Genomic DNA, 22,530 nt, shown 5'->3' with positions numbered 1-22,530 from the left:
ATCTAGCCTAATCTCTCCCGGTTCGTCGCCTGGCAACCAGCCGGGGCGGACGTCAGAGTCCGTCCAGGTCGGATGCTGTGTCGGCGCTGGCCTCCACCTCGGCGTCCTGGGCGGCCCGCCGGCGATCGCGGCGTTTGTCGTTGAGCAGGCACAGCATGATGGCAATGAAGAACAACACCAGCATGGGTGCCGCCAGGTAGAGCATGCCGAGGGCGTCGCCGCCCGGTGCGGCCATCGCCGCGAAGACGCAGATCAGGAAGACGGTGATCCGCCAGGCCTTGAGGATTTGTTTGCCAGTGAGGATCCCCACCAGATTCAATCCGAATAGGACCACCGGCAAAAGGAAGGCGATACCGAACGCCAGCATCAGGCGCAGCACAAACGTGATGTAGGCAGTCACCAGGATGATGTTCGAGAACCCGCTGGGGGTGAAGTCGGTGAGGACCCGCACCGCGTTCGGCAACACCAGCCAGGAGAGGTAGATGCCCGCCAGGAACAGGGGAACCGCGACGGCGATGAAGGAGAGCGCCACGCGGCGCTCCTTGGTCTTCAGCCCGGGGGTAATGAAGGCCCAGAACTGGTAGAGCCAGACGGGGCTGGCCAGGATGATTCCGATGAAGACCGAGACCTGAACCAGAAGGTCGAATGGTGACGCGACCCCGTCGAAGTTCAGGACGGCTTCCCTGCCCTCCCTGGCGTTGAGGTCCAGGATGGGTTCGGAGAGAGCTGTGAGGACCGGGTTGTAGATGAAGAAACCAACAACGGTGGCCACCACCAGTGCAATGCCCGATTTGATCAGCCGGTTTCGGGCCTCTTTCAGGTGCTCCCCGAGGGCCATCCGACCCTCGGGGTTGGATTTGCGGCTCCTGCCGCTCACCTTTGGCACCGCCCGCTTACCCTAGGGTGTGCGGGAGGTCGGATCGGCTGACCCTGGTGGATTGTGCTGTCCAGGTGCGGCCGTCCCGGTCTGCTCCGGCTGGTCGGTGGCGGTGCGCGCCGGAGGAACAATGCGTCCTTCAACCGGGGAACCCGGTTCGGATGCGTCGTTCGGGTTGTCGTCCTTCATCTGCTTCACCTCGGACTTGAAAATCCGCAACGACTGGCCAACACTGCGGGCCAGTCCGGGCAGCTTCGGGGCACCGAAGAGCAGCAGGGCGACGACAATGATGGCAACTAGTGCCCAACCTTCAGGTCTCATAATGAAATCCTTTCATAGTTCTCAACCGGGGTGACGCTGGTAGGTGATGCCCCGGTTGGGGTGTCACACGTGGGGGAGGTCTCGAAGGCTTACCGGCTGTCCGCGGCCAACCCTGCGCCGAATCCGGCGTTCCCGGCGGTAGGCGACCCGCAGTGCCTTGGCCTCGGCGCCTTCGTCCCGGACCGTTCCCGGATCCCTGAAGACCGCGATGCTGGGCTCCCTGACGGCTCCGTCCGCGCTGGTGGGCGGGTTGGTCGTCCGGTCCAGCACCTCGCTGGCGTGCTCAACCTCTTTGAGGAGGGCCTTGACCTTCCGGAACAGGAAGTAACCGAGCGCGGCCAGTACCAACAGGGTCAGCGCCAGCAGGGCCACCCAAATCACAATCCACGTCCACCAAGGCATACCCCCAAGTCTAAGGGAGCCGGGACGGCAGCGGGGACAGCTGGACCCGCCTCGACCGAGGTCAGGGACGGTTCGCCAGGGCCGCAGCCAACCACACCGAGCACTCGCGTCGAAGTGACTCGGGACCGGCGACAGCGGCAGCTCCCCCCAACCTGCTGATAAGGCCAGGAATCCACCCCGTGGTGGCCACCCTGATTTCCGCAGCAAGGCGGCCATCAGCGAGTTCCTGGGTTCGCTCGGCGGCGTAGTGTTCAGCCACCCATCGGGCCGGCGGGTGCAACAGCAAGGTGACAAGCTCATCGCCGGGCGTTGGCCGGAACAGGACGCCGTCGTCGCCGTCGGCTTCGGGCTGCCGCCCGGCGTCCACCGGATCAGTGGTGAGTCTGACGGCCTGCATCCGGTCGAGGCGGAAGTTCCGGACCGACCGGGCGCTGGTGCACCACGCCTCGAGGTACCAGCTATCGTGCCGGGAAAATGCCCGGATCGGTTCGACGGTGCGCTGGGTAACCTCGTCCCGTGTGGGCACCAGATAGGTCAGTTCCAGGCGGACCCGGGACCGGAGGGCTTCCTGGACGGTTTCAAGGGTTGACCCGACCGCTTCCTCGGTCAGGGTCGCGGCGATGGCACTGCCCGCACGGCCGGCGTCGCCGGCCGCCTGGGTGAGCTTGGCGTGGGCGGTGGCTGCCGCTGAGCCCGGGTCCAGTCCCGGTAGCCGCCGGAGGGTATCCAGGCCGACGATGAGGGTGCAGGCCTCATCAAGGTTCAGGCGGAGCGGTTCGGCCAGGTTGTCGGCATTGCTGAGGAAGATCCGGTCCTCGTCGAGGCTGACTTCGATCAGCCCATCCGGGTAGTAGCGGGGGCCGCTGACAAACAGGAGCTCGAGGTCGGCGGCCAGGTGCGTGCGGGTAACGCCAAAATGGGCGGCCGTCTCATCCATGTCCGCGCCGGGATGATCGAGCAGGTACGGCACCAGGTCGAGGAGGCGGCGCAAATGAGCATCAGCCGAGGTCTTGGGGCGGGCCGGTCGGCGCGCTGCCTTGGTGAACTCGAGGTCAGGGAACGGCCCGTTCTGGGTAGCGGCGGCCTGGGTGAGCTGCTCCCCCGTCAGGGCCACCAGCTCCGGCGGTGCGATCGCCCGCGCCCGCGGGCCGAAGGCTGCAATATCGGCTGCGGTTTCGCCGGTGTCACCGTACGGAAACCGGAGCAGGTCCCAGCCGTCGCTGGCACCGTCGCTCTGCGCACCGCGTCGGGTACGCAACAGGTGGCAGGTGTCGGGCCGGACAGCGACCACCGCTTCGAACGGCTCGCGGGCCCGGTCGAGGGAGGCCAGCGAGGCAAGCATCGTGAAATCTTCGGGGACGTCAAAGGATCCATCGAGCAGGACTGGCGCGGTCGTGATGCGGGAGAGCCTGAAATACCGCTCCTCACCCCGGTCGAGGTCACGGCCAACCACATACCAGTGCCCGTAGCGGCTACCCATGCCCCAGGGCTGAAGCTGTCGCTGTTCCTCCCTGCCGGTGCTCGCCGCGCGATAGCCGAACGAGATGGGCCGGCGGGAGGTGGTGGCGCGCCAGACCTCATCCCAGTGCGGTTCGTTGGTGCGGATGCGCGGTTCCACGAGCATGGCGGCTGCGTCCTCGCGGGCAGCGCCGCGATCCTGGAGCTTCCGCAGCGCCCGGGCGGCGGCCGAGTCGAGGGTGGCTACATCCCACATCCCGGCGGCGAGGGTCAGCGCAGCAGACTCCTCGGTGGTGAAGGTGACCGCCGGGAGACGGTATTCGGCGGCGTCGATCCGGTAACGCCGAATCGAGTTGTCGTGGTCGAACGCCGGGTCGTCGCTGAACGACTGGACGGGGATGCCCTGTTCACGCAGCATGGCCTTGTCCCGGTCGAAGAGCTTTTCCCGGGCGGCGGGGGTGGGCGCCCCACCGTAGAGCTCTATTTCGTGGAACAGTTCCTCTTTGGAGTAGCCACGCTGGGTGGAGAGCAGCAGCATGACCAGGGAGAGAAGGCGTTCGGTTCGTTTAGCTGACACGTTGGAAAGAGTACCCGCATGAGGAGGGCCGGGGCACACTGCGCCCCGGCCCTCATCATGACGTGCGTGTCCTGGTTAGCGCAGACCCATCAGGTCGACGACGAAGATGAGGGACTCACCGGGGGCGATCGCTCCACCAGCGCCACGGTCCCCGTAGGCCAGATTAGCGGGGATCTCCAGCCGGCGGCGGCCGCCAACCTTCATTCCGAGGAGACCCTGATCCCAGCCCTGGATGACCTGGCCAATGCCGACCTTGAAGTCGAGTGGTGCACCGCGGTTCCAGGACGAGTCGAATTCCTCGCCGGTGGAAAAGGCGACGCCGACGTAGTGGGCGGAGACGGTGTCGCCAGCCTTGGCTTCCTCGCCGGAGCCCTCGATCAGGTCGGAGATGACCAGTTCGGTAGGTACGTCGGTGCCGGGAAACTCAATTTCGGGCTTGGTGCGGGCGGTGCCGTTGGATCCGATAGACATATTTCTCCTCTAAGTGGTGGTGGTTGGCGGGGGCGGCCGGAATTACTCGGCCGTCACTTTTTCGATGATTTCTACGTAGAACGCCAGGGTGCCGGAGGGGCGTCCCTCCGGGGCAGGATCCCCGTAGCCCATCGGTGCGGGGATGACGAGCAGGACTTTGCTGCCAACCGTCTGGCCGGCCAGTCCTTTGGTCCAGCCCTCGATGACGCCGGAAAGCGGGAACTCGATCGGCTCACCACCGGGGTAGCTGGAGTCGAACTGCTCTCCGTCTTCCCAGCGCCACCCGGCATAGTTGGCAGCGATGGTGTCTTCTTCGGTGATCACTTCACCGTCGCCGGCTTCGAGAACCTTGATGACCAGGTCATCTGAGGGTTCGTTGTCGGGAATCTCGATGACAGGTGCGTCGTCGTCAAACGTGAAGGTGGGAAGCTGGCCATCGGCGTCGAGCTCTTCAACGGCTTCGGGGCTGAGCACCGCGGGCACCGGTGGTGCTGCCTCGGCACTGAGTACCTGCATCACGATCAGCTGCTGGGGCTCCTGGCCTTCGATCACATTGGTGTATGCGATCTGCGACCCGATGGTGGTGCCCACCAGCACTTCGTAGAGTTCAGGGTCGTCTTCCTGCAGCTTCTCGATCAGGTCGAGGGTCTGCGGCTCGGCGGAATAGGTGTCGCCGAGGACTGAGCCATCCTCGGCGTTCAGACCCACCAGGTGGAAGGAGACGCGGTCGCCGTCGGCGATTGGCTCGCCGTCGCCGGCGGTGATCGTGGCAGCGGCGGGGCCGGTCACGTCCAGCGGTGATTCGAAGGTCACCTCGGGAGCTTCCTCATCGGAGCCGCCCTCAACCCGGACGGATTCAAGGATCGCGGCGTCACCGGCGGTCTTCAGTTCAGCGTCGCCGGTATCACCGCCGCAGGCGGACAGCACTAACAGGACGGGCAGAGCAAGGGTGAGAGCTTTTCGCACGGTGCTTCTTTCGCAGGTGATCGGTGGCGCGTGCCGTGGGGGCCGCAGGAAGCTGGCCATTTTTCGTGAATGAACCTATCCAGCGTAACGGTTTAGGGCCGGTGGTTTCTCCCGTCGAGCAGTTTCACCGGGGATTCACAGCTGGGCGAGCAGCGCTTCGACCCGTTCGTCGACCGATTGGAAGGGGTCTTTGCACAGGATGGTTTGCTGGGCGCGATCGTTGAGCTTCAGATGCACCCAATCGACGGTGAAGTCCCGGTTGGCGTCCTTCGCGCGTCGGACGAATTCCCCCCGGAGCCGCGCGCGGGTGGTCTGCGGTGGAATGTCCACGGCATTTTTGATGTCGACGTCGGTGACCACGCGCTCGGTCTCCCCCCGCTGCTGGAGCAGGAAATACAGGCCGCGTTCCCGGGAAATGTCGTGATAGGTGAGATCCAGTTGTGCCACCCTCGCGGACTCCAGGCCAAGACTGTGCCGGTCCCGGTAGCTGTCAATCAGCTTCTTCTTGATGGCCCAGTCAATCTCACGGTCGATGAGCCGATGGTCGCCGGTGCCGATTGCCTGCAGGGTCCTCCCCCACAGCTCGAGGATCCGTTCAACATGCGGGGTGTGGGCCCCGTTCGTTTCCACGAACTGGCGCACCCGCGCCAGATATTCCTGCTGCATGTCGAGCGCGGACATGGTGCGTCCACTAGCCAGCTTCAACGGCTGGCGTCCGGTGAGATCGTGGGAAATTTCCCTGATGCTGCGGATCGGGTTTTCCAGCCGGAAATCCTTCATGATGACGCCCGCCTCGATCATCCGCAGGATCAGGTCAACCGATCCCACTTTCAGGAGGGCGGTGGTCTCGGACATGTTGGAATCGCCGGCGATGACGTGGAGTCTGCGGTAGTACTCGGCGTCGGCGTGCGGCTCGTCCCGGGTGTTGATGATGGGCCGCGACCGGGTGGTGGCCGACGACACGCCCTCCCAAATGTGGTCGGCACGCTGGGAGAAGGCGTAAAGCGCGCCGGTCTGGGTTTTGAGGACCTTACCGGCACCGACCAGGAGCTGCCGGGTGACGAGGAACGGGATCAGGATGTCGGCCAGCCGGCTGAACTCGAGCTTCCGGGGAATGAGGTAGTTTTCGTGGCTGCCGTAGGAGTTCCCCGCCGAGTCGGTGTTGTTCTTGAACAGGTACACCCGTCCGTCGTAGCCCTCCTGCGCAAGCCTGCGCTGCGCCTCGGCCACCAGATCCTCCAGGATCAGCTCGCCGGCCCGGTCGTGCGCGATGAGCTGGGCGACGTCGTCGCACTCTGCCGTGGCGTACTCGGGGTGGGAACCGACATCCAGGTACAACCGGGACCCGTTGGTGAGGAACACGTTGGAGGAGCGTCCCCAGCTGACCACCTTGCGGAACAGATACCGGGCCACCTCCTCGGGTGACAGCGGGCGGGAGTTGGGCCCCGAGTAGGCGATGCCGAATTCCGTTTCGATGCCGAAAATCCGGCGGTCCATCAGAGGCCGTCCTTCCCGAAGCCCAGCATGTCTCCCACTTCGGTGGGAAGGATCCGCCGGAACGCCCGCCGGGCGCCGCGGGTGGTCAGCGGGTCCCTATCCAGGACTGCAACCTCAAGGGTCTCGGGGTTGAGGCGCGTCCGGGGAGCGCCGGTCGCGCCGCCGCCGTGCCGGAGCGCATCCACCGCGGTCCTGACCGCTTCCGCGAAACTATGCTCGGCGTCCCACTGATCGGTCAGGGCGTCACCGACGGCATCCGCCTGCCCGCCCATCACGATGAACCGTCGTTCGTCGGCGATCGAGCCGTCGAACGTGAGGCGGTACAGGTGGTCAGCGTCGGTGCGGGGCCCTACCTCGGCGACGGCCAGCTCCACTTCAAAGGGTTTGCTGTCGGCGGTGAACACTGCGCCAAGACTTTGGGCGTAGACACTGGCCAGCCCGCGGGCGGTGACGTCTTCCCGGTCGTAGGAATATCCCCGCACATCGGCGTAGCGGACACCCGCCTGGCGGAGGCTCTCGAACTCGTTGTACTTCCCCACGGCGGCGAAAGCGATGCGGTCATAGATTTCGCCCACCTTGTGCAGGGACGGTGAGGGGTTCTCGGCGACCAGTGCAATCCCATCGCGGCAACTGAGCACCACCACCGATCGTCCGCGGGCGATCCCTTTCCGGGCAAAATCGGCCCGGTCCTTGGTGAGCTGCTCAGGCGAAACGTAGAACTGTTGTGTCATGCTCATGCCTCCCGTCCTGCCACCGAGCGCGAGTCGATGACCTGCGCGGCGGCCAGCGCCAGCTCCCGCTCCGGAATCCGGCGGGCGCCAGCACTATTGACCGTGTACACCACCGGCCACAGCTGGCGGACGACGTCGGGGCCGCCGGTCGCCGAATCGTCGTCGGCTGCGTCGTAGAGGGATTCGACGGCGACCCGAACCGCGCGGTCCTCGTCGAGATTCGGTTTCCACAGCTTCTTCAGGGCGCCCCGGGCGAAGGCGGCGCCGGAACCGACGCTGTGGTGTTCCTGCTCCTCATAGCGACCGCCCGTCACGTCGTAGGAGAAGAGCCTGCCGACCCGCTGGACGGTGTCGAAGCCGGCGAAGAGGGGGACGACCGCCAGTCCCTGCAGCGCGAGTGGGAGGTTGGCCCGGATCATTGCTGCCAGCCGGTTGGCCTTGCCATCGAGGCTCATCAGGGTGCCCTCGATTTTTTCGTAGTGCTCAAGCTCCACCTGGAAGAGCCGCATGATGTCGAGCGCTATTCCGGCGCTACCAGCAATGCCGAGTACGGAGAACATGTCGGCTGGGAAGACTTTTTCGATGTGCCGGCTGGCGATAATGTTGCCCATCGTGGCGCGCCGGTCACCGGCCATCAGGACGCCGCCAGCGTACGTCATGGACACGATCGTGGTGGCGTGCGGCGCCACCGTCGCGGCGCTGGCCGGGGTCAACCCTCCGGCCGACCGGCTGGAGGGCAGCAGATCGGGGTGGTTCGACCCCAGATACCCGCTGAACGACGTGGAGGCTGCACGGCCAATCGACGCGGTAGCGTCTTCCGGAATCATTAAGGTTACTGGCCGCCCTTCTGGACAAAGCCGCGGACAAATTCTTCGGCGTTGGATTCGAGCACCCCGTCGATTTCGTCCAGCAGATCATCGACCCCCTGGGTCTGTGCAGTGGGTGCGCCGCCCTCGGGTGCTCCGCCGGTGTCCGGGGCCGGAGTGTCCTGCTGTTCGTCCTGCTGCTCGGGCCGTGACCCGGTATTCCTGCGGTCCTGTGTAGCCATGGCTGGCACCTTTCATTGCTGAGGATGTGATGCGCAAAACCTAGTGATGTCTATGGTGCCATGTTGGATTGGGGCCTGCTCAAAAGCCGCGCAACAAATTCTTCGGCGTCGGCCGATGCAGCGAACAACTCTTTGGTGAGGGCAGCTGTTCCCCGGAGGGGCTCACGGGTCTGGATTCGTTGCAGCCGACGTTGGGACGGCAACTCGAAGATGATTGAGTCCCAGCTGGCGCCGACCACTTCGCGGGGAAAACTGCTGATGCAGCGGCCACGGAAATAGGCCCGGGTGTCTTCGGGCGGGTGGGACACGGCGGCGTTCACCTGCTCATCGGTGACCAATCGGTCAATCTGGCCGCGGGCGCTGAGCCGGTGGTAGATGCTTTTCTCTGGCCGGAGGTCGGAGTACTGCAGGTCCACCAGGGCCAGGCGGGGGTCATCCCAGGCCATTCCGTCGCGGCTGCGATACGCCTCAAGCACTTTGAGCTTTGCCACCCAGTCAAGTTGGTGTGCGGCGTCGAAGGGGTCCCGGCGCAGTGTATCGATGAGGGCGCCCCAGCGTTGCAACACGTCGGCGCTCTGCGGATCGGTTCCACCCTGCCGGTCCGATTCCGTCAGGCAGGCGTCGAGGTAGATTTCCTGCAGGTCCAGGGCGGTCACCGACCGGCCGTCTGCCAGCCTGATGCGGTGACTCAGCGTGGGGTCGTGGCTGACCGCCTGCAGCTCCCGGACCGGGTCCTGGATCTCGGGAATCGGCGCGTTGTCCCTGTCGATCAGGGACAACACCAGGGAGGTGGTCCCCATCTTCAGATAGTTCGAAATTTCGCTCAGATTGGCGTCGCCGATGATTACATGGAGCCGCCGGTACTTTTCGGCGACCGCATGAGGCTCGTCCCGGGTGTTGATGATGGGTCGGCGGACGGTCGTTTCCAGGCCGATCTCGTTCTCGAAAAAGTCGGCGCGTTGGCTGAGCTGGAACCCGGGTGACTGATGGGAGGCGCCGATTCCTACCCGGCCTGAGCCACAGATTGTCTGGCGGGAGACAAAGAACGGAATCAGCACCGCTGCGATGTGGTTGAAGGGCACGCTGCGGGGCACCAGATAGTTTTCATGCGACCCGTAGGACACGCTCTTGTTGTCGGTGTTGTTTTTATACAGGTTGACTGGAGCGAAGCCCGGGGTGGCGGCGATCCGGCGCATGGCTGCCAGCGCCACGGAGTCGCCGGCCCGGTCCCACAGGACGGCGTCCAGCGGGTTGGTCACCTCGGGCGAGGAATATTCGGGATGGGCGTGATCGACGTACAGCCGTGCCCCGTTGTTGAGGACCAGGTTCATCAGGACTGCCGAGTCCAGCGGGCCGACGTCGTCGAGCGCCGCATCGACCAGGGCAACCTGCTCGGCGGTGAGGATCGGCGGACTGTCGGTCAGCTGGGATGGATCGGCTGCGTGCCGGGCCTGTTGCCACCCGCGGGCGTCAGCCAGGGGTGCCTCATCCGTGTAGTCCCAGCGGGTGCCGGCGAGGTTGCCGAGACCCTCCCGCAGGGTCGCCGCGTAGGCGTTCACCACCTGGGACGACAGGACTGTGGCGTTGGCGTCCGGAATCGACGGCGCAATGATTCCGTACTCGGTTTCGGTGCCCATCACGCGGTGGGCGGAAAACCGTTCGGGGTCGAGGACTGACGGATCGGCGTGGTGTCCGGCTGGTGTCACAGATACTGTCCGGTATTGGGCGTGGTTTCGATGGTCTTCCCTGGCTCCTGCCCAGCCTTGCCCTGCACGATGGTGCGGATATAGGTGATCCGCTCCCCCTTCTTGCCGGAAATCCGGGCCCAGTCATCGGGGTTCGTGGTGTTGGGGAGATCCTCATGTTCACGGAACTCGTCGACGACGGCCCGGAGGAAATGCTCAATGCGCAGGCCCTTCTGGCCGTCCAGGAGCAGATCCTTGATGGCGTACTTCTTGGCCCGGTCCACCACGTTCTGGATGACAGCGCCGGAGTTGAAGTCCTTGAAGTAGAGCATTTCGGTGTCACCGTTTGCGTAGGTGACCTCGAGGTATTCGTTGGACTTTTCGGTGGAGTACATTTTTTCGACCGTGCGCCGGATGATTGCCTGCACGGTTGCTGCGCGGCTGCCGCTGTACTCGTTGAGGTCGTCGTCGTGCAGTGGCAGGTTCTCGGTGATGTACTTGCCGAAAATCTCGGCTGCACCCTCGGCGTCGGGGCGGTGGATCTTGATCTTCACGTCCAGCCGGCCGGGCCTGAGTATGGCCGGGTCGATCATGTCTTCCCGGTTGGAGGCACCAATCACGATGACGTTCTCAAGCTTTTCGACGCCGTCGATCTCACTGAGGAGCTGAGGAACGATAGTCGTTTCAACGTCCGAGGAGACGCCGGTACCCCGCGTCCGGAACAGGGAATCCATCTCATCGAAGAACACCACCACCGGGCTGCCGTCCGAAGCCTTCTCGCGGGCCCGGGCGAAGATCAGCCGGATGTGGCGCTCGGTCTCCCCCACATACTTATCCAGCAGCTCGGGTCCCTTAATGTTGAGGAAGTAGCTGCGCGTCTCGGTGGACCCGGTGCGTTCAATGGCACGGGCCGCGAGAGAGTTCGCGACGGCCTTGGCGATCAGGGTCTTACCGCAACCGGGCGGACCGTAGAGCAGGATGCCTTTGGGCGCCTTCAAACCGTGTTCCCGGTAGAGGTCAGGGTGCAGGAACGGAAGCTCGACGGCGTCGCGAATCTGCTCGATCTGCGGCCCGAGCCCCCCGATGTCCTCGTACGCGATGTCCGGGACCTCTTCGAGCACCAGGTTCTCAACCTCACTGCGCGGGACCTTTTCGAGTGCGTAGCCGGACCGGTTGTCGACCGAGAGCGCATCACCAACACGGATCCGCTCGGACTGGAGCGGACCGTTGAGCCTGACCACCCGCTCCTCATCCGCCCGCCCGATAACCAGGGCGCGGTCGGAGCCCAGGAGTTCCTTGACGGTCACCAGCTCGCCGGAGCGTTCGAACCCCAGCCCCGCGATGATGGTCAGGGATTCGTTGAGCAGTACTTCCTGGCCGGGCATCAGTTGCGCCAGATTAACCAGCGGGCTGATCGCGACCCGCAGCTTCCTGCCAGACTGCAGAATGTCAGCACTGTCCTGGGACGCGGCGGACGCCGCGTCGCCGGGCCGCAGCGCATTGAGTTCGATGATGGTGCCGAAACTGAACGGGGTGGCGCCTTCGTTCTCGAGGGCCCCCTTGAGCCTGACAATTTCGGCACGTGCCGCCTCCAGGGCGGCAACCAGCTTGGTGTTGTTCTGGGCCGCAGACGATAACTGCCGGTCAATGTTGCGCAGCCGGTCCCGCAGGACGTTCAGTTGCCGTTGAGTCGCAGCGAGCTGGCTCGCCCCCGCCCCGGCCTCGGGCGGGGCGGCAGCGGACAGTTCCGGAGGGTCTACGTTCTCGAAGTCAGCCATGCGTATCGCCCACCTTCAGTGCTCGATTGATGCTCTCATTCGACCATAGCGCAGTGAGCCGGGTTATTCCTGATAGTCGCCGCCCCGGGTAGCATTCGGCCCTAGCTTTCTGTCGGCTCGTCCGCCTCACGGGCAGCGTCCGCGATCTGGTCACGACGGGCCTGCGCCTCGTCAGCGGGTAGCGCGCCGCGCTGGATCGTGGAGCTGGCATCGCGGGCCACCCGGCGCAGACGCTTGTCCGAAACCTCACGCTCACCCACAGCCTGGGGTGTCCAGGCGTTCAGATCCTCTGCGCTGAAATCCGTTTTTGAGGGGCGCCGCTTGGTCGTCAGACCGGTGACCCCGTGCGCCAACCGGCGGGTGATCAGGAGGAAGCCGGTGTGCGCGACCATGCGGTGGTCGGGTCGGACGGCGAGCCCTTCCAGGTGCCAGCCACGGACCATCGATTCCCAGGCGTCCGGTTCGGTGAAACGCCCATCAGCCCGGATGGCTTCGGCGGTGCGGGACAGCTGCGTCACCGTTGCAACATAGTTGATCCACACCCCGCCCGGCGCCAGGACGGTGGCTACCGCGTCGAGGCATTCCCAGGGTGCGAGCATGTCGAGAACCACCCGGTCAACGCTGCCGGGTTCCTCCTGCTCGACTACCTGCTCCTGGAAATCGCCCAGGGTGATTTTCCAGGCCGGATGGGGCCCACCAAAAATGGTCTCGACGTTTCCCTGCGCAATGTCAGCGAATTCGGCCCGCCGTTCAAAAGAATGCAGGTAACCGGCGTCGCCGACGGCGCGGAGCAGCGAGATGGAGAGGGCACCGGAGCCAACCCCGGCTTCCACCACTCGCGCACCCGGATAGATATCGGCCATGGTGATGATCTGGCCGGCATCCTTGGGATAGACCACTGCTGCGCCGCGGGGCATGGAGAGCACGAAGTCCGACAGGAGCGGGCGCAGCGCCTGATACAGCTGGCCGCTGGTGTTGGTGAGAACAGTCCCTTCCAGGGAACCGATCAGCCCATCGTGGAGCAGGAACCCCTTGTGGGTGTGAAACGCGCCGCCGGGGGTCAGCGTGATGGTGTTCATGCGGCCCTTCTCGTCGGTCAGCTGCACACGCTCCCCTGCACGGAAAGGGCCTCGGCGGACGGCTGCACCATGGGGAGGGTGTTCCGCGGGGGTGCTTCCGGGGGTGTTCATCAACGATCGTCCTTAGCTATTGGGGGTAGAGCACGCACACGTCGGTGGCGGCAGGTCAGGAATTTTGGCCGGGGAAGGGTTTGCCGGTGATCGCCGACACCACCGTCGACTGGTGGAGCAGGCCGGTGACCCGTCCCATCCGGTCGATGACCGCGTATTCGCTGCCGGGCAGCTTGGCCAGGAACTGCACCAGTTCCTGGCCAACGGCTGCTTCCGGCACGTAGGCCCCGGGAGAGAGTGCCCGGGCCACCGCATTGATCGGTGTGGTCTCGGCCGCATCGTCCGGGACGCTGAGCAGGGCGCCGGTATCGACTACTGCTTCGGGTTGTCCGCCCGCACCGGTCAGGACAATAGCCGCCCCCGGGTTGTCCCGGACGAGTTTCCTGACCGTGTGCACGGTGGTTCCGGCCGGGATGCTGAAGGCTGGCTGCTTCAACCGGCCGGCACTGATCGCCGGGAGGCGGAGCCGCATCTGGGCGTTGTTGATGGCCGCCGTCGCACCCATCCAAAGGAACGCGCCCATCACCGCTGCGATGATGACCACCATCAGGTCGGGCGTCCCTCCGGCCAGCAAGGGAAGTCCGAGGACGGCAACCACGAGCAGGATCACGATGACGCGGCCAGCCCAGCCCGCCGCCACGGTGCCCTTGTCCTGGTTGCCGGTAGCCTTCCAGACAGCAGATTCAACAATTCGTCCGCCGTCGAGGGGCAGGCCCGGCAGCACGTTGAACACGGCCACCAACAGGTTTGCCCACACGAAAATGTCAGCGAGCAGGCGGCCTACCGACTGGGGTTCAAAGAGTGGGACCGCCAACCAGCCAGCGAGGGCGAGGAGAAAGTTCGCCGCCGGGCCGGCCAGCGCCACGATCAGCGAGCGGCCCGGGCTGGCGTTGAAGTTTTCGAACTGGGTGTGCCCGCCCCAGAGGTTGAGCACAATGCGCGTGGTCGGCCAGCCGAAGACCCGGGCTGACAGCGCGTGGGCGAGCTCGTGGACCAGCACTGACGCGGCGAGCAGCAGCGCGTACCCGAGGGCCACGCCGTAGGCTCCGGCCCCGATCCCGGGAAAGGCGCGGGCCACCTGCGGGCCGAAGACCACCACCACAAACAGGGCGATGACGAACCAGGACCAGGCCAGAACGATGGGAATCCCCCAAAGCCGCCCCAGGGAAATTCCCTCCCGCCGCTGCAGCCCAGGAGCCTCGGGTGAGGTCACCGCGAGGCCGACTCTGCCGGGACGGCTGGCTCGGTGAGCGACGCCGCGTGGTCGAGGACCAGCCGGTTGAGGTCAGCCACGGATTTCTGCCTCAGGGTGGGCCATTGATACCAGCCCCGATCGGTCGGGAGCGGCATCATGTGGGGTACGGTCAGCGTCACCAGTCCGGCGGCTCCAGCCGACGTCGCGCCCGGAAGGGAGTCCTCGATCGCGACCACCCGGTGCTTGGATAGCGTGCCCCTCGATCCGTCGAGGGAGTCAAACCCCAGCAGGTAGGCCTCCGGATCGGGTTTTCCCCGCCGCACCATGTCCCCGGTGACCAGGAACTCGAACGTCCCAGCCGGCAGCTGACTTGCCACCTCAGCGGCGAGGGGCCCCTCGGACATGGTGACCATGGCGCACGGAATGTGCTGTGCCTTCAGCTCGGCCAGCAGCTCGACGGCTCCTGGTCGCCAGGGCGCAGCTTCGGCGACCCGGGTCTGGACCTCGGTGGTCAGGTGGTCGATGATCTCGCGGATTTCCAGCTCAACGCCGGCCTGTTGCAGGACCCCCGCCGAGAAGGACAGCGCCTGCCCCACCAGGGCTTCGGCGTCGGCCGTGGACCAGGTGCCGCCATGCTTCGCGACCAGATCCTTTTCGGCCTGGATCCAGTACGGCTCGGTATCGACGATGGTCCCGTCCATGTCCCAGAGGACTGCCTGGAGGCCGTCGTCGTCGTCGTGGGTGGCGTGCCCGGAAATGGACGCAACTGTACTGGGATCGGAATTAGCCATACCCCCAGTCTACGGGGAGGCTAATGCCCGGCGGCCGCTTTGGCTCTGCGCGAAGGTGCAGTCAATAGCTGCCAACACCGCGCGGGGAGGTTTAGGGTGAAGTGGTGAGTACCTTTGATGAGAGCGTCCAGCCCGGAATTCGTGGCCTTTTCCAGGACAGTGGTTCCCCCGACCGGCGGGTGACGATCATGCTTGCCGCCTTCGAGGGGTGGAATGACGCCGGCGAAGCGGCCAGCGACGCGCTGAAATTCATGGGCAGGTACTGGGGCAGCGAGAAGGTTGCCAGCATCGACGCTGACGAGTTCTACGATTTCCAGTTCACCCGCCCGGTGGTTAGCCGGAACGCCCAGGGCCGGCGCAAAATCAAGTGGCCCACCACACGGATCAGCAAGGCCCCGGTCCCCGAGACGAACGTGGACCTCATCCTGGTGCACGGTGTGGAACCGTCCTATAAGTGGCGTGCGTACACAGCCGAACTGATTGCCTCGGCCAAAGAACTCAATGTTGACTGCATCATCCTGGTGGGGGCTCTGCTCGCGGATGTGCCGCACACCCGGCCCATCCCGGTCACGGTCACCTCGGATGATGATCTGGTGCGGGAGAACCTCGACATTGAACCGTCCACCTATGAGGGTCCAATCGGGATAGTCGGAGTGCTCAGTGAGGTGGGCTTGCTGGCCGACATTCCGACGCTGTCACTGTGGGCGGCCGTACCGCACTATGTGGGGCAGTCCCCGTCCCCCAAGGCGCAGCTTGCCCTGCTCAACCGGCTCGAAGAGATGCTGCACCTGTCCCTGGACATGCACGTGCTGGTCGAAGAGTCTGAGGCGTGGGAGCGCGGTGTCGACGAGCTGGCTATCGAAGACCCCGAGGTGGCCGCCTATGTGCGGCAACTGGAAGAAGCCAAGGACACCGCCGACCTGCCCGAGGCGAGCGGAGAATCGATTGCCCGGGAGTTCGAGCGGTACCTGAAAAAGCGTCGCAAGGACTGAGCTAGGGTCCGGGCGGAGGACCCCTCTAGCGGGTCAGCCTGATGCCGAGCAGCGCATCCAGTGCGTCGACGACGCCGGCGGCACCGTCAGCTGTCCCGCCGGAGATGGGTGCTTCGGCGGCCCAACGGTCCACAGCTGCCACCCCCGCGGGGGCGTCGAGGTCGTTGGCCAGCGCTGCACGGAGTTCAGCGGTCAGTGCGGCAGCCGATTCCTCAGTCGCCGATCCCAGTGCAAGCCGCCAGCTGGACAGCTGGTCCTGGGCACGGGGAATCACCTTGTCGGTCCATGACCAGTCCGACCTGTAATGGTGGTTGAGAATGGCCAGCCTGATCGCGGCCGGATCCACGCCGTCCCTGCGCAGGGACGACACCAGCACCAGGTTGCCGCGGGACTTGCTCATTTTCTCGCCGTCCAGGCCGACCATCCCGGCGTGCGAGTAATGCCTGGCCAGAGGCGTGCCGGTTGCTGCCTCCGCGTGGGCTGCGCTCATCTCATGGTGTGGGAATACCAGGTCAGAGCCGCCTGCCTGCACGGTGAACGGCAGTTCGAGGAACCGCTGCGCAATCACTGCACATTCGATGTGCCAGCCGGGACGGCCCCTGCCGAGGGTGTTGCCGTCCCAGTCAGGCTCACCAGCCCGAGCCACCCGCCACAGCAGGGGGTCCATCGGATGCTTCTTCCCGGGGCGGGCAGGGTCCCCGCCGCGTTCGGCGAAGAGCCCGGTCATCTCCTCCTGGCCGAGGTGGGAAACGGCGCCCAGGAACCAGGCCTCCGGTCCTGTCAGCGATGCGGACGCTGCATCCACGGAGAAGTAAATGTCGCCGTCGGGCTCCGCCCCGTCGCCGGCGACGGGGTACGCGATGCCGCGTTCCAGCAGTGATTCGATCACCGGGACAATCCACTCGATCGATTCGACCGCCCCAATGTAGTGGTCCGGGGGGATCACGTTGAGCTCGTACATGTCCTCGCGGAACAGATCCGTCTGCTGCGTGGCGAGATCAGTCCAGTCCACCCCCGTGGCGGCCGCCCGCTCCAGCAGCGGGTCGTCGATGTCGGTGACGTTCTGGACATAGTTCACGACGGCGCCTGAGTCACGCCAGAGGCGGTTCAGGAGGTCGAATGCCACATAGGTCGCGGCGTGGCCCATATGGGTGGCGTCGTAGGGTGTGATCCCGCAGACGTAGAGGCCATGCCGGGAGTCCGTCGGCAGCGTAACGTACTGCTGCTGCTTGGTGTCATACAGGCCGATATCGGCGCTTTCGCCGGGCAGGACAGGAATAGGTCGAGAGTTCCACGCAATCACACTTCTACAATACGTTCCTTGCAGCGGTGAGCCGACCAGCGATCCGCCCCAGACGTTCTGCTGACAGGGGAATCAGGGGTTGATGATGCCGAATCCGAGGAGCAGGAACAGGGCCAGGCCCAGCAGGATGCGGTACCAGACGAAGAGGCCGTAGCTGCGGGTGGAGACGAACTTCAGGAACCAGCCAATGATGATGAACCCCACCACGAAGGCGATACCGGTGGCCAGTGCCGTCTCCCCCAGCCCGTAGGGGCCCGGCTCGCCGATGCTCTTGAACAACTGGAAAAAGCCACTGGCAAATACGGCAGGAATGGCCAGCAGGAACGAATAGCGTGCTGCGGCTTCGCGGTTGTACCCCATGAAAAGGCCGGCGGTGATGGTGCCGCCCGACCGGGAGACGCCCGGGATGAGGGCCAGCGCCTGGGCGAAGCCGTAGAAGATGCCGTGCCGGTACGTCAACTGGTCCAGGGACCGGTTCTGCTTTCCGACGGCGTCCGCCACCGCCAGGATGAGCCCAAACACGATCAACATGGTGGCGGTCAGCCACATGCTGCGCAGGGTGCTCTCGATCTGGTCCTGGAAGAGCAGCCCCAGCACACCGATCGGGAGGCTGCCGAGGATCACGAGCCAACCCATCCTCACATCCGGGTCGCTGGTGGGTACTTTCCCGACGAGCGACCCACTCCAGGCCCGAATGATCCTGACAATGTCGCGCCAGAAAAACACCACCACGGCGGTTTCAGTGCCAAGTTGGGTGATCGCCGTGAACGCGGCGCCTGGGTCCTGGGCGTTCGGTAGAAACTCGCCGACAATCCGGAGGTGGGCGCTTGAGGAGATGGGCAGGAATTCCGTCAGGCCCTGCACCAGGCCCAGGATGGCAGCTTCGATCCAATTCACAAGTAAGACCTTAGAGTACTCAGCCGTCAACCTCCGGTAGGCGACAGCCCTCCCCGAGGCTTTAGGCTTACCGTATGCAGTGGCAAAACGTGGGTAGCAGCGGTCTGACGGTATCCCGTGTGGGATTGGGCACAATGACCTGGGGGCAGGACGCGGATGAGGAGACGGCACGGGAACAGCTTCGTCTGTTCACCGAGGCCGGCGGCACCCTGGTGGGGACCGCCGCCCGCTACTCGGATGGCCGGGCGGAGGCGATGCTCGGGGACCTGATCGGCGATACCGTCGCCCGGTCCGAGCTGGTTCTTGCCGTCCAGGGTGGGTCGGCACGCCAGCACGGCGGGGTGCGGCGCGCTGACGGGTCCCGGAAGGGACTCCTCGATTCCCTTGATGCTTCCCTGGCTCGGCTGGGAACCGACCACGTGGACCTGTGGCTGGCCCCGGCCCGCCTTGATGCCGTTCCGTTGGATGAGACCCTCGGGGCACTGGAACTGGCCTACCGGACGGGGCGGGCCCGCTACGTGGGCGTCTCCAACCAAGCGGGTTGGGAACTTGCCCTCGCCTCGGCCACAGCTGGTTTCCCGTTGACGGCGCACGAGGCTGAATACTCGCTGCTGAACCGCACCGTGGAACGGGAGGCGACACCTGCCGCGGAGGCCCTCGGGGTGGGCCTGGTGGCGTGGGCGCCACTGGGTCGTGGGGTCCTGACCGGAAAGTACCGGGGTCAGACCCCGGCGGATTCGCGGGCGGCATCGGACCTCTGGGCGCCCTACGTGGAGCCGTATCTCACGGGACGGCCGCAGCGGATCACCGAGGCACTGGTCACCGCCGCCAAAGGCCTGGACCTGGCGCCACTGGAAGTGGCGCTGCGGTGGGTACTGCACCGGCCGACGGTGGCTGCCGCGATGACCGGTGCGCGGACCAGCCACCAGCTCAAGGATGTCCTGTCAGCGGGGCAGGACCCGCTCCCCGCGCAAATCTCCGCGGTGCTCGACGAAGTGTCGGCCCAGTCCTAGGACTCGTCGGATTCGTCGTCGTCGTCGCCGTCTTCATAGATGACCAGCGGCGTCACTTCCCCGTGGGCGTCGTAGAGGACTTCCTCATAGGTGTCGAAGGCGTCGGCGATGGCCAGGTAGGCGGCCTCAACGGCCGGATCCTCGTCCCCGCGCCGGGATGCGGCAGCGTTAAGATGCTCCTCAAGCGCCGAAACCAGGGTTTGGAGCGCGACACGCGGATCAATACTCATGGGTAGACGTTATCGGTAAAGTGATCAAAATTGGAGGGAAATGCGAGAACAATTTCTGAACGCAACGACGGCGCCCCGGCGCGACGTCGAACGCCGGTACGAGTATCTGGTGTTGACCGTCAACGCGGGCGAACCGGTGAACGCCGCCCGTCAGGCGCTGACCGAACACGCCGAGTACGGCAAATGGGAACTGGAACGCAGTTGCATCTACATCGGTGGCGGACGCCGGTACTGGATGCGGCGCAAGGTCCTCCGGGTGGAACGCACGGCCTAGGAGCCGGAGGCCCTAACTGTCCTCCTGCGGACCCAACCAGGCGGTCGCTATCGTGCGGTGAGCCGACTCGGTGGACGACGGATGGTACTGGCCCGCCAACACGTCACGGTGGAGCCTGCCGATTTCGCTACCAGCCTGGTAGCCGCGCCCGCCGGCAAGGTGCATTGCCGCGTCGTTGACCTGCCGGGCCACGGTGGTGGCCCGCAGCTTGAGGCCCACCAGCTTGGCGAACCACTGGCTCCCATGATCTGCACCCTCGTCCAGGTCCCGCGCCACAGACCGTAGCTGGGCATCGAGTGAGTCGAGGGCCATTGCGGCATCGGCGATCTGCCAGCGCACCTCGGGCGTCTGCGACAGGGCCACGCCGTCGCGACCGGTGGTGCGCTGCCGGGCCGAGTCGATGGCAAGGGTCAGCGACCAGTCGCCAATCCCCGTGTACACCGCTGACAGCAGCGTCTCGAAGACCCCGAAGATGGCGAAGACGAGGGGGTCTGCGTTGGGGCCGACCGGGAGGTGCCTGAAGATCCGTTCGGCGGGTACGACGACGTCGTCCAGCCTGGTGGTGTGTGACTGGCTGGCCCGCATGCCCATGGTGTCCCAGTCCTCGACCGTGTGGACCCCTGCGGTCCCCCGGGTCACGATTCCGTGCACCAGCTCCCCGGCGCCGTCGGGTGTGGTGGCCTTGCCAAAAATTCCGAGCCGCGTCCACGCGGGTGCGAGGCTGGTGAAGATTTTGGTTCCGGTGAACGAGTACCCGCCGTCGGCCTGTGGTGTGGCGGTGGTGAAGGAGTCGAACAGGACGGCGTCGTTGCCCGGCTCGGACAGTCCGAAGGCGTACAGCTCCCCCTGGGTGGCCTCCTGCAGGACGAAACCCAGGGAGTGGTCCCCCAGGCGTTGCAGCATCAGGGCCACCCCGGTCCAGACCAGGTGCATGTTGATGGCCAGGGCGGTGGCGGGTGCCGCGGACGCCAGCCGCCGTTGGCACGCGGCAACCGCTGCGACGCCCAACCCCCGGCCGCCGTCGTTCACGGGTGCCATCAACGCGAGATAGCCGATGGCTTGGAGATCGGCTAGATCCGCGTGGAAGAACTCGTTCCGTGCGTCGTAGCCGGCGGCCCGCTCCCGGAACGTGTCCAGGAGTCGGTCCGGGAGGATTTCCTCGGGGGTGTCCATGGACGCAGCCTAGTAGGTGGTGAGCAGGCGGTGGAGCACCTTGGAACCAAACTTGAGCGACTCGGTGGGTACCCGCTCGTCGACGCCGTGGAACATGCCGGTGAAGTCGAGTTCGTCGGGCAGCTGCAGCGGGGCGAACCCGTAGCCGGTGATGCCGAGGCGGCTCAGCGACTTGTTGTCGGTGCCGCCGGACAGCGTGTACGGCAGGACCTTCGCGCCGGGGTCCTGGCTATGCAGGGCGTCGATCATGGAGTCCACCAGGTTGCCGGCGAATGGCACCTCAAGCGAAACGTCCTTGTGGTCGTAGGTGACGTCGACGCCGTCGCCTGCGAGCTCCTTGATGGTGGCGAGGACCTGTTCCTCCTGGCCGGGCAGGGTGCGGACGTCGATCAGGGCTTCGGCGGTGCCCGGGATGACGTTGTGCTTGTAGCCGCTCTTGAGCACCGTGGGGTTGGAGGTGTTTTGCAGGGTGGCTCCGACGAAGCGGGCCACGGTGCCGAGTTCGGCGAGGAGCGTCTCGGGGTTGTCAGGATCGAATTCGACACCGGTGAGTTCGGTCACACCGTCGAGGAACTGGCGGGTGGTGGGGGTCAGCTCAATCGGCCACCGGTACTCCCCCACCCTTGTGACGGCGCGGGCCAGCCGGGTGACGGCGTTGTCGGTGTTGATCTGCGAGCCGTGACCGGCGCGGCCGTGGGCTACCAGACGGAGCCAGGAAATGCCCTTTTCCGCAGTCTGCAGCAGGTAGGTGCGCTGACCGCCGATGTTCGCTGAGAAGCCGCCAACCTCGGAGATAGCTTCGGTGGCTCCCTCGAAGAGGCCCGGCTGGGTGTCGACCAGCCAGGATGCCCCGTATTTACCGCCGGCCTCCTCATCGGCGAAGAAACCGAAGATCAGGTCGCGCTTGGGCTGGATTTTCTCGCGCTGCATGTTGCGGAGGACCGAGAGAATCATGGCGTCCATGTCTTTCATGTCCACTGCACCGCGGCCCCAGATCAGGCCATCCTTTTCCTCGCCGCTGAACGGATCGACTGTCCAGTCCTCTTTCTGGGCGGGGACGACGTCGAGGTGGCCATGCACCACCAGTGCGGGCAGGGAGGGATCAGAGCCGGGCATCCGGGCAATTACGGAGGCCCGGCCCGGTTCGGACTCGAAAATCTGGGTGCCAAGGCCCACTTCCTCGATCAGGCCCGCCGTGTACTCAGCAGCCGCTCGTTCGCCGGGGCCCACGTTGTCACCATAGTTGGAGGTGTCGATGCGGATGAGTTCCTGGCAGATGCGGACAACTTCGTCTTCGGGCTTGATATTCATCGTGCGGGCCTCCTGGTGGCGAATGAGCTGTGTCACCAGCCTAACCACTTTGTCTGGAGGGTCCCGCGAGCAGCGGATTAAACTCTTGGGCCTTGATCGTGTTAGAGTTTTTTTCGCTGCTTCCGAGGTTTAGAGCTACGGAAAACATCACCTGCGCGGGTGGCGGAATGGCAGACGCGCTAGCTTGAGGTGCTAGTCCTCTAACGAGGGTGGGGGTTCAAGTCCCCCTCCGCGCACAGTGTTATGAGTCGCGACATGGACTACATGTGAGTCGCGACATCGACGACACCCCCAGCTTCGGCTGGGGGTGTTTTCTTTTGTCTGGATTGATAGTTGCGGGTTGGGTCGAT

23 protein-coding genes and 1 tRNA gene are annotated in these 22,530 nt (G+C 65.1%); 4 read left to right on the top strand and 20 right to left on the bottom strand.

The features are described from left to right. Positions 1 to 52 precede the first annotated feature (52 nt). The 15 genes from tatC to ACX80Z_RS03125 form a co-directional block, all read right to left on the bottom strand. A complete protein-coding gene (gene tatC, locus ACX80Z_RS03195) occupies positions 53 to 838 on the bottom strand; it encodes a twin-arginine translocase subunit TatC (protein ID WP_019482719.1) in 786 nt (261 codons plus the stop codon). Between the two features lie 60 nt (positions 839 to 898). Then, complete coding sequence (tatA, locus tag ACX80Z_RS03190) at positions 899 to 1,198, bottom strand: Sec-independent protein translocase subunit TatA (protein WP_459303758.1); 300 nt, start codon at positions 1,196 to 1,198, stop codon at positions 899 to 901. Positions 1,199 to 1,261: 63 nt separating this feature from the next. Then, on the bottom strand, positions 1,262 to 1,600 hold the full coding sequence (locus ACX80Z_RS03185; protein WP_026041066.1) for a hypothetical protein: 339 nt from the start codon (positions 1,598 to 1,600) through the stop codon (positions 1,262 to 1,264). A 61-nt stretch (positions 1,601 to 1,661) separates the two neighbouring features. Next, positions 1,662 to 3,635: a helix-turn-helix transcriptional regulator gene (locus ACX80Z_RS03180; protein WP_459314890.1), complete on the bottom strand. Its 1,974-nt coding sequence runs from the start codon at positions 3,633 to 3,635 to the stop codon at positions 1,662 to 1,664. Between the two features lie 75 nt (positions 3,636 to 3,710). Continuing rightward, positions 3,711 to 4,106, bottom strand: a complete 396-nt coding sequence (locus tag ACX80Z_RS03175; RefSeq protein WP_019482715.1) for an FKBP-type peptidyl-prolyl cis-trans isomerase — start codon at positions 4,104 to 4,106, stop codon at positions 3,711 to 3,713. 42 nt (positions 4,107 to 4,148) lie between these two features. Further along, positions 4,149 to 5,072, bottom strand: a complete 924-nt coding sequence (locus tag ACX80Z_RS03170; protein WP_459314889.1) for an FKBP-type peptidyl-prolyl cis-trans isomerase — start codon at positions 5,070 to 5,072, stop codon at positions 4,149 to 4,151. A gap of 135 nt (positions 5,073 to 5,207) precedes the next feature. Beyond that, the gene (gene pafA / locus ACX80Z_RS03165) at positions 5,208 to 6,569 is read right to left on the bottom strand and encodes a Pup--protein ligase (protein WP_019482713.1); all 1,362 of its coding nucleotides are present in this window, start codon (positions 6,567 to 6,569) and stop codon (positions 5,208 to 5,210) included. Then, complete coding sequence (prcA, locus tag ACX80Z_RS03160; protein WP_459314888.1) at positions 6,569 to 7,300, bottom strand: proteasome subunit alpha; 732 nt, start codon at positions 7,298 to 7,300, stop codon at positions 6,569 to 6,571. Before prcA ends, pafA begins: the two co-directional genes overlap by 1 nt. A gap of 2 nt (positions 7,301 to 7,302) precedes the next feature. Continuing rightward, positions 7,303 to 8,127 carry a proteasome subunit beta gene (gene prcB, locus ACX80Z_RS03155; protein WP_019482711.1) on the bottom strand — a complete coding sequence of 275 codons (825 nt, stop codon included), beginning with the start codon at positions 8,125 to 8,127 and terminating at the stop codon, positions 7,303 to 7,305. Positions 8,128 to 8,132: 5 nt separating this feature from the next. Then, entirely contained in the window at positions 8,133 to 8,348 is a 216-nt protein-coding gene (locus tag ACX80Z_RS03150; protein WP_019482710.1) for a ubiquitin-like protein Pup, read from the bottom strand. Positions 8,349 to 8,398: 50 nt separating this feature from the next. Further along, positions 8,399 to 9,985: a depupylase/deamidase Dop gene (gene dop / locus ACX80Z_RS03145; RefSeq protein ID WP_083850895.1), complete on the bottom strand. Its 1,587-nt coding sequence runs from the start codon at positions 9,983 to 9,985 to the stop codon at positions 8,399 to 8,401. Between the two features lie 65 nt (positions 9,986 to 10,050). Further along, positions 10,051 to 11,811, bottom strand: a complete 1,761-nt coding sequence (gene arc / locus ACX80Z_RS03140) for a proteasome ATPase (protein WP_116777805.1) — start codon at positions 11,809 to 11,811, stop codon at positions 10,051 to 10,053. A gap of 101 nt (positions 11,812 to 11,912) precedes the next feature. Beyond that, positions 11,913 to 13,001: a tRNA (adenine-N1)-methyltransferase gene (locus ACX80Z_RS03135; RefSeq protein WP_459314887.1), complete on the bottom strand. Its 1,089-nt coding sequence runs from the start codon at positions 12,999 to 13,001 to the stop codon at positions 11,913 to 11,915. A gap of 55 nt (positions 13,002 to 13,056) precedes the next feature. After that, the gene (locus ACX80Z_RS03130; protein ID WP_116777804.1) at positions 13,057 to 14,214 is read right to left on the bottom strand and encodes a site-2 protease family protein; all 1,158 of its coding nucleotides are present in this window, start codon (positions 14,212 to 14,214) and stop codon (positions 13,057 to 13,059) included. Continuing rightward, on the bottom strand, positions 14,211 to 14,987 hold the full coding sequence (locus ACX80Z_RS03125) for an HAD family hydrolase (RefSeq protein ID WP_019482705.1): 777 nt from the start codon (positions 14,985 to 14,987) through the stop codon (positions 14,211 to 14,213). The genes ACX80Z_RS03130 and ACX80Z_RS03125 overlap by 4 nt, the downstream gene beginning before the upstream one ends. Positions 14,988 to 15,124: 137 nt before the next feature. Here ACX80Z_RS03125 and ACX80Z_RS03120 point away from each other — a divergent pair, with 137 nt between their 5' ends. Then, positions 15,125 to 15,979, top strand: a complete 855-nt coding sequence (locus ACX80Z_RS03120; RefSeq protein WP_237742118.1) for a PAC2 family protein — start codon at positions 15,125 to 15,127, stop codon at positions 15,977 to 15,979. Between the two features lie 25 nt (positions 15,980 to 16,004). Here ACX80Z_RS03120 and mshC read toward each other — a convergent pair whose 3' ends face one another. After that, complete coding sequence (gene mshC, locus ACX80Z_RS03115; RefSeq protein ID WP_459314886.1) at positions 16,005 to 17,282, bottom strand: cysteine--1-D-myo-inosityl 2-amino-2-deoxy-alpha-D-glucopyranoside ligase; 1,278 nt, start codon at positions 17,280 to 17,282, stop codon at positions 16,005 to 16,007. 72 nt (positions 17,283 to 17,354) lie between these two features. Continuing rightward, the gene (locus ACX80Z_RS03110) at positions 17,355 to 18,179 is read right to left on the bottom strand and encodes an undecaprenyl-diphosphate phosphatase (RefSeq protein ID WP_019482702.1); all 825 of its coding nucleotides are present in this window, start codon (positions 18,177 to 18,179) and stop codon (positions 17,355 to 17,357) included. Between the two features lie 74 nt (positions 18,180 to 18,253). On the opposite strand from ACX80Z_RS03110, the gene ACX80Z_RS03105 reads away from it, so the two are divergent. Further along, positions 18,254 to 19,192 (top strand): aldo/keto reductase, encoded by a 939-nt coding sequence (locus ACX80Z_RS03105; protein ID WP_116777800.1) that lies wholly within the window; start codon positions 18,254 to 18,256, stop codon positions 19,190 to 19,192. Here the strand turns inward: ACX80Z_RS03105 and ACX80Z_RS03100 are convergent. Next, complete coding sequence (locus ACX80Z_RS03100) at positions 19,189 to 19,422, bottom strand: hypothetical protein (RefSeq protein WP_116777799.1); 234 nt, start codon at positions 19,420 to 19,422, stop codon at positions 19,189 to 19,191. The two genes, ACX80Z_RS03105 and ACX80Z_RS03100, sit on opposite strands and share 4 nt — an antisense overlap. A gap of 40 nt (positions 19,423 to 19,462) precedes the next feature. On the opposite strand from ACX80Z_RS03100, the gene ACX80Z_RS03095 reads away from it, so the two are divergent. Further along, on the top strand, positions 19,463 to 19,696 hold the full coding sequence (locus tag ACX80Z_RS03095) for a DUF5703 family protein (RefSeq protein WP_019482699.1): 234 nt from the start codon (positions 19,463 to 19,465) through the stop codon (positions 19,694 to 19,696). Positions 19,697 to 19,708: 12 nt separating this feature from the next. Here the strand turns inward: ACX80Z_RS03095 and ACX80Z_RS03090 are convergent, their stop codons facing one another. Then, complete coding sequence (locus tag ACX80Z_RS03090; protein ID WP_459314885.1) at positions 19,709 to 20,869, bottom strand: acyl-CoA dehydrogenase family protein; 1,161 nt, start codon at positions 20,867 to 20,869, stop codon at positions 19,709 to 19,711. Positions 20,870 to 20,878: 9 nt separating this feature from the next. Beyond that, positions 20,879 to 22,180 (bottom strand): M20/M25/M40 family metallo-hydrolase, encoded by a 1,302-nt coding sequence (locus ACX80Z_RS03085; protein WP_019482697.1) that lies wholly within the window; start codon positions 22,178 to 22,180, stop codon positions 20,879 to 20,881. A 153-nt stretch (positions 22,181 to 22,333) separates the two neighbouring features. Here ACX80Z_RS03085 and ACX80Z_RS03080 point away from each other — a divergent pair. Beyond that, positions 22,334 to 22,416, top strand: a tRNA-Leu gene (locus tag ACX80Z_RS03080). Positions 22,417 to 22,530: the final 114 nt, after the last annotated feature.

The organism is Arthrobacter sp. TMT4-20, from assembly GCF_054510775.1.
The sequence above is the reverse complement of the archived record's forward strand: the minus strand, read 5'-3'. Positions and strand labels throughout refer to the sequence as shown.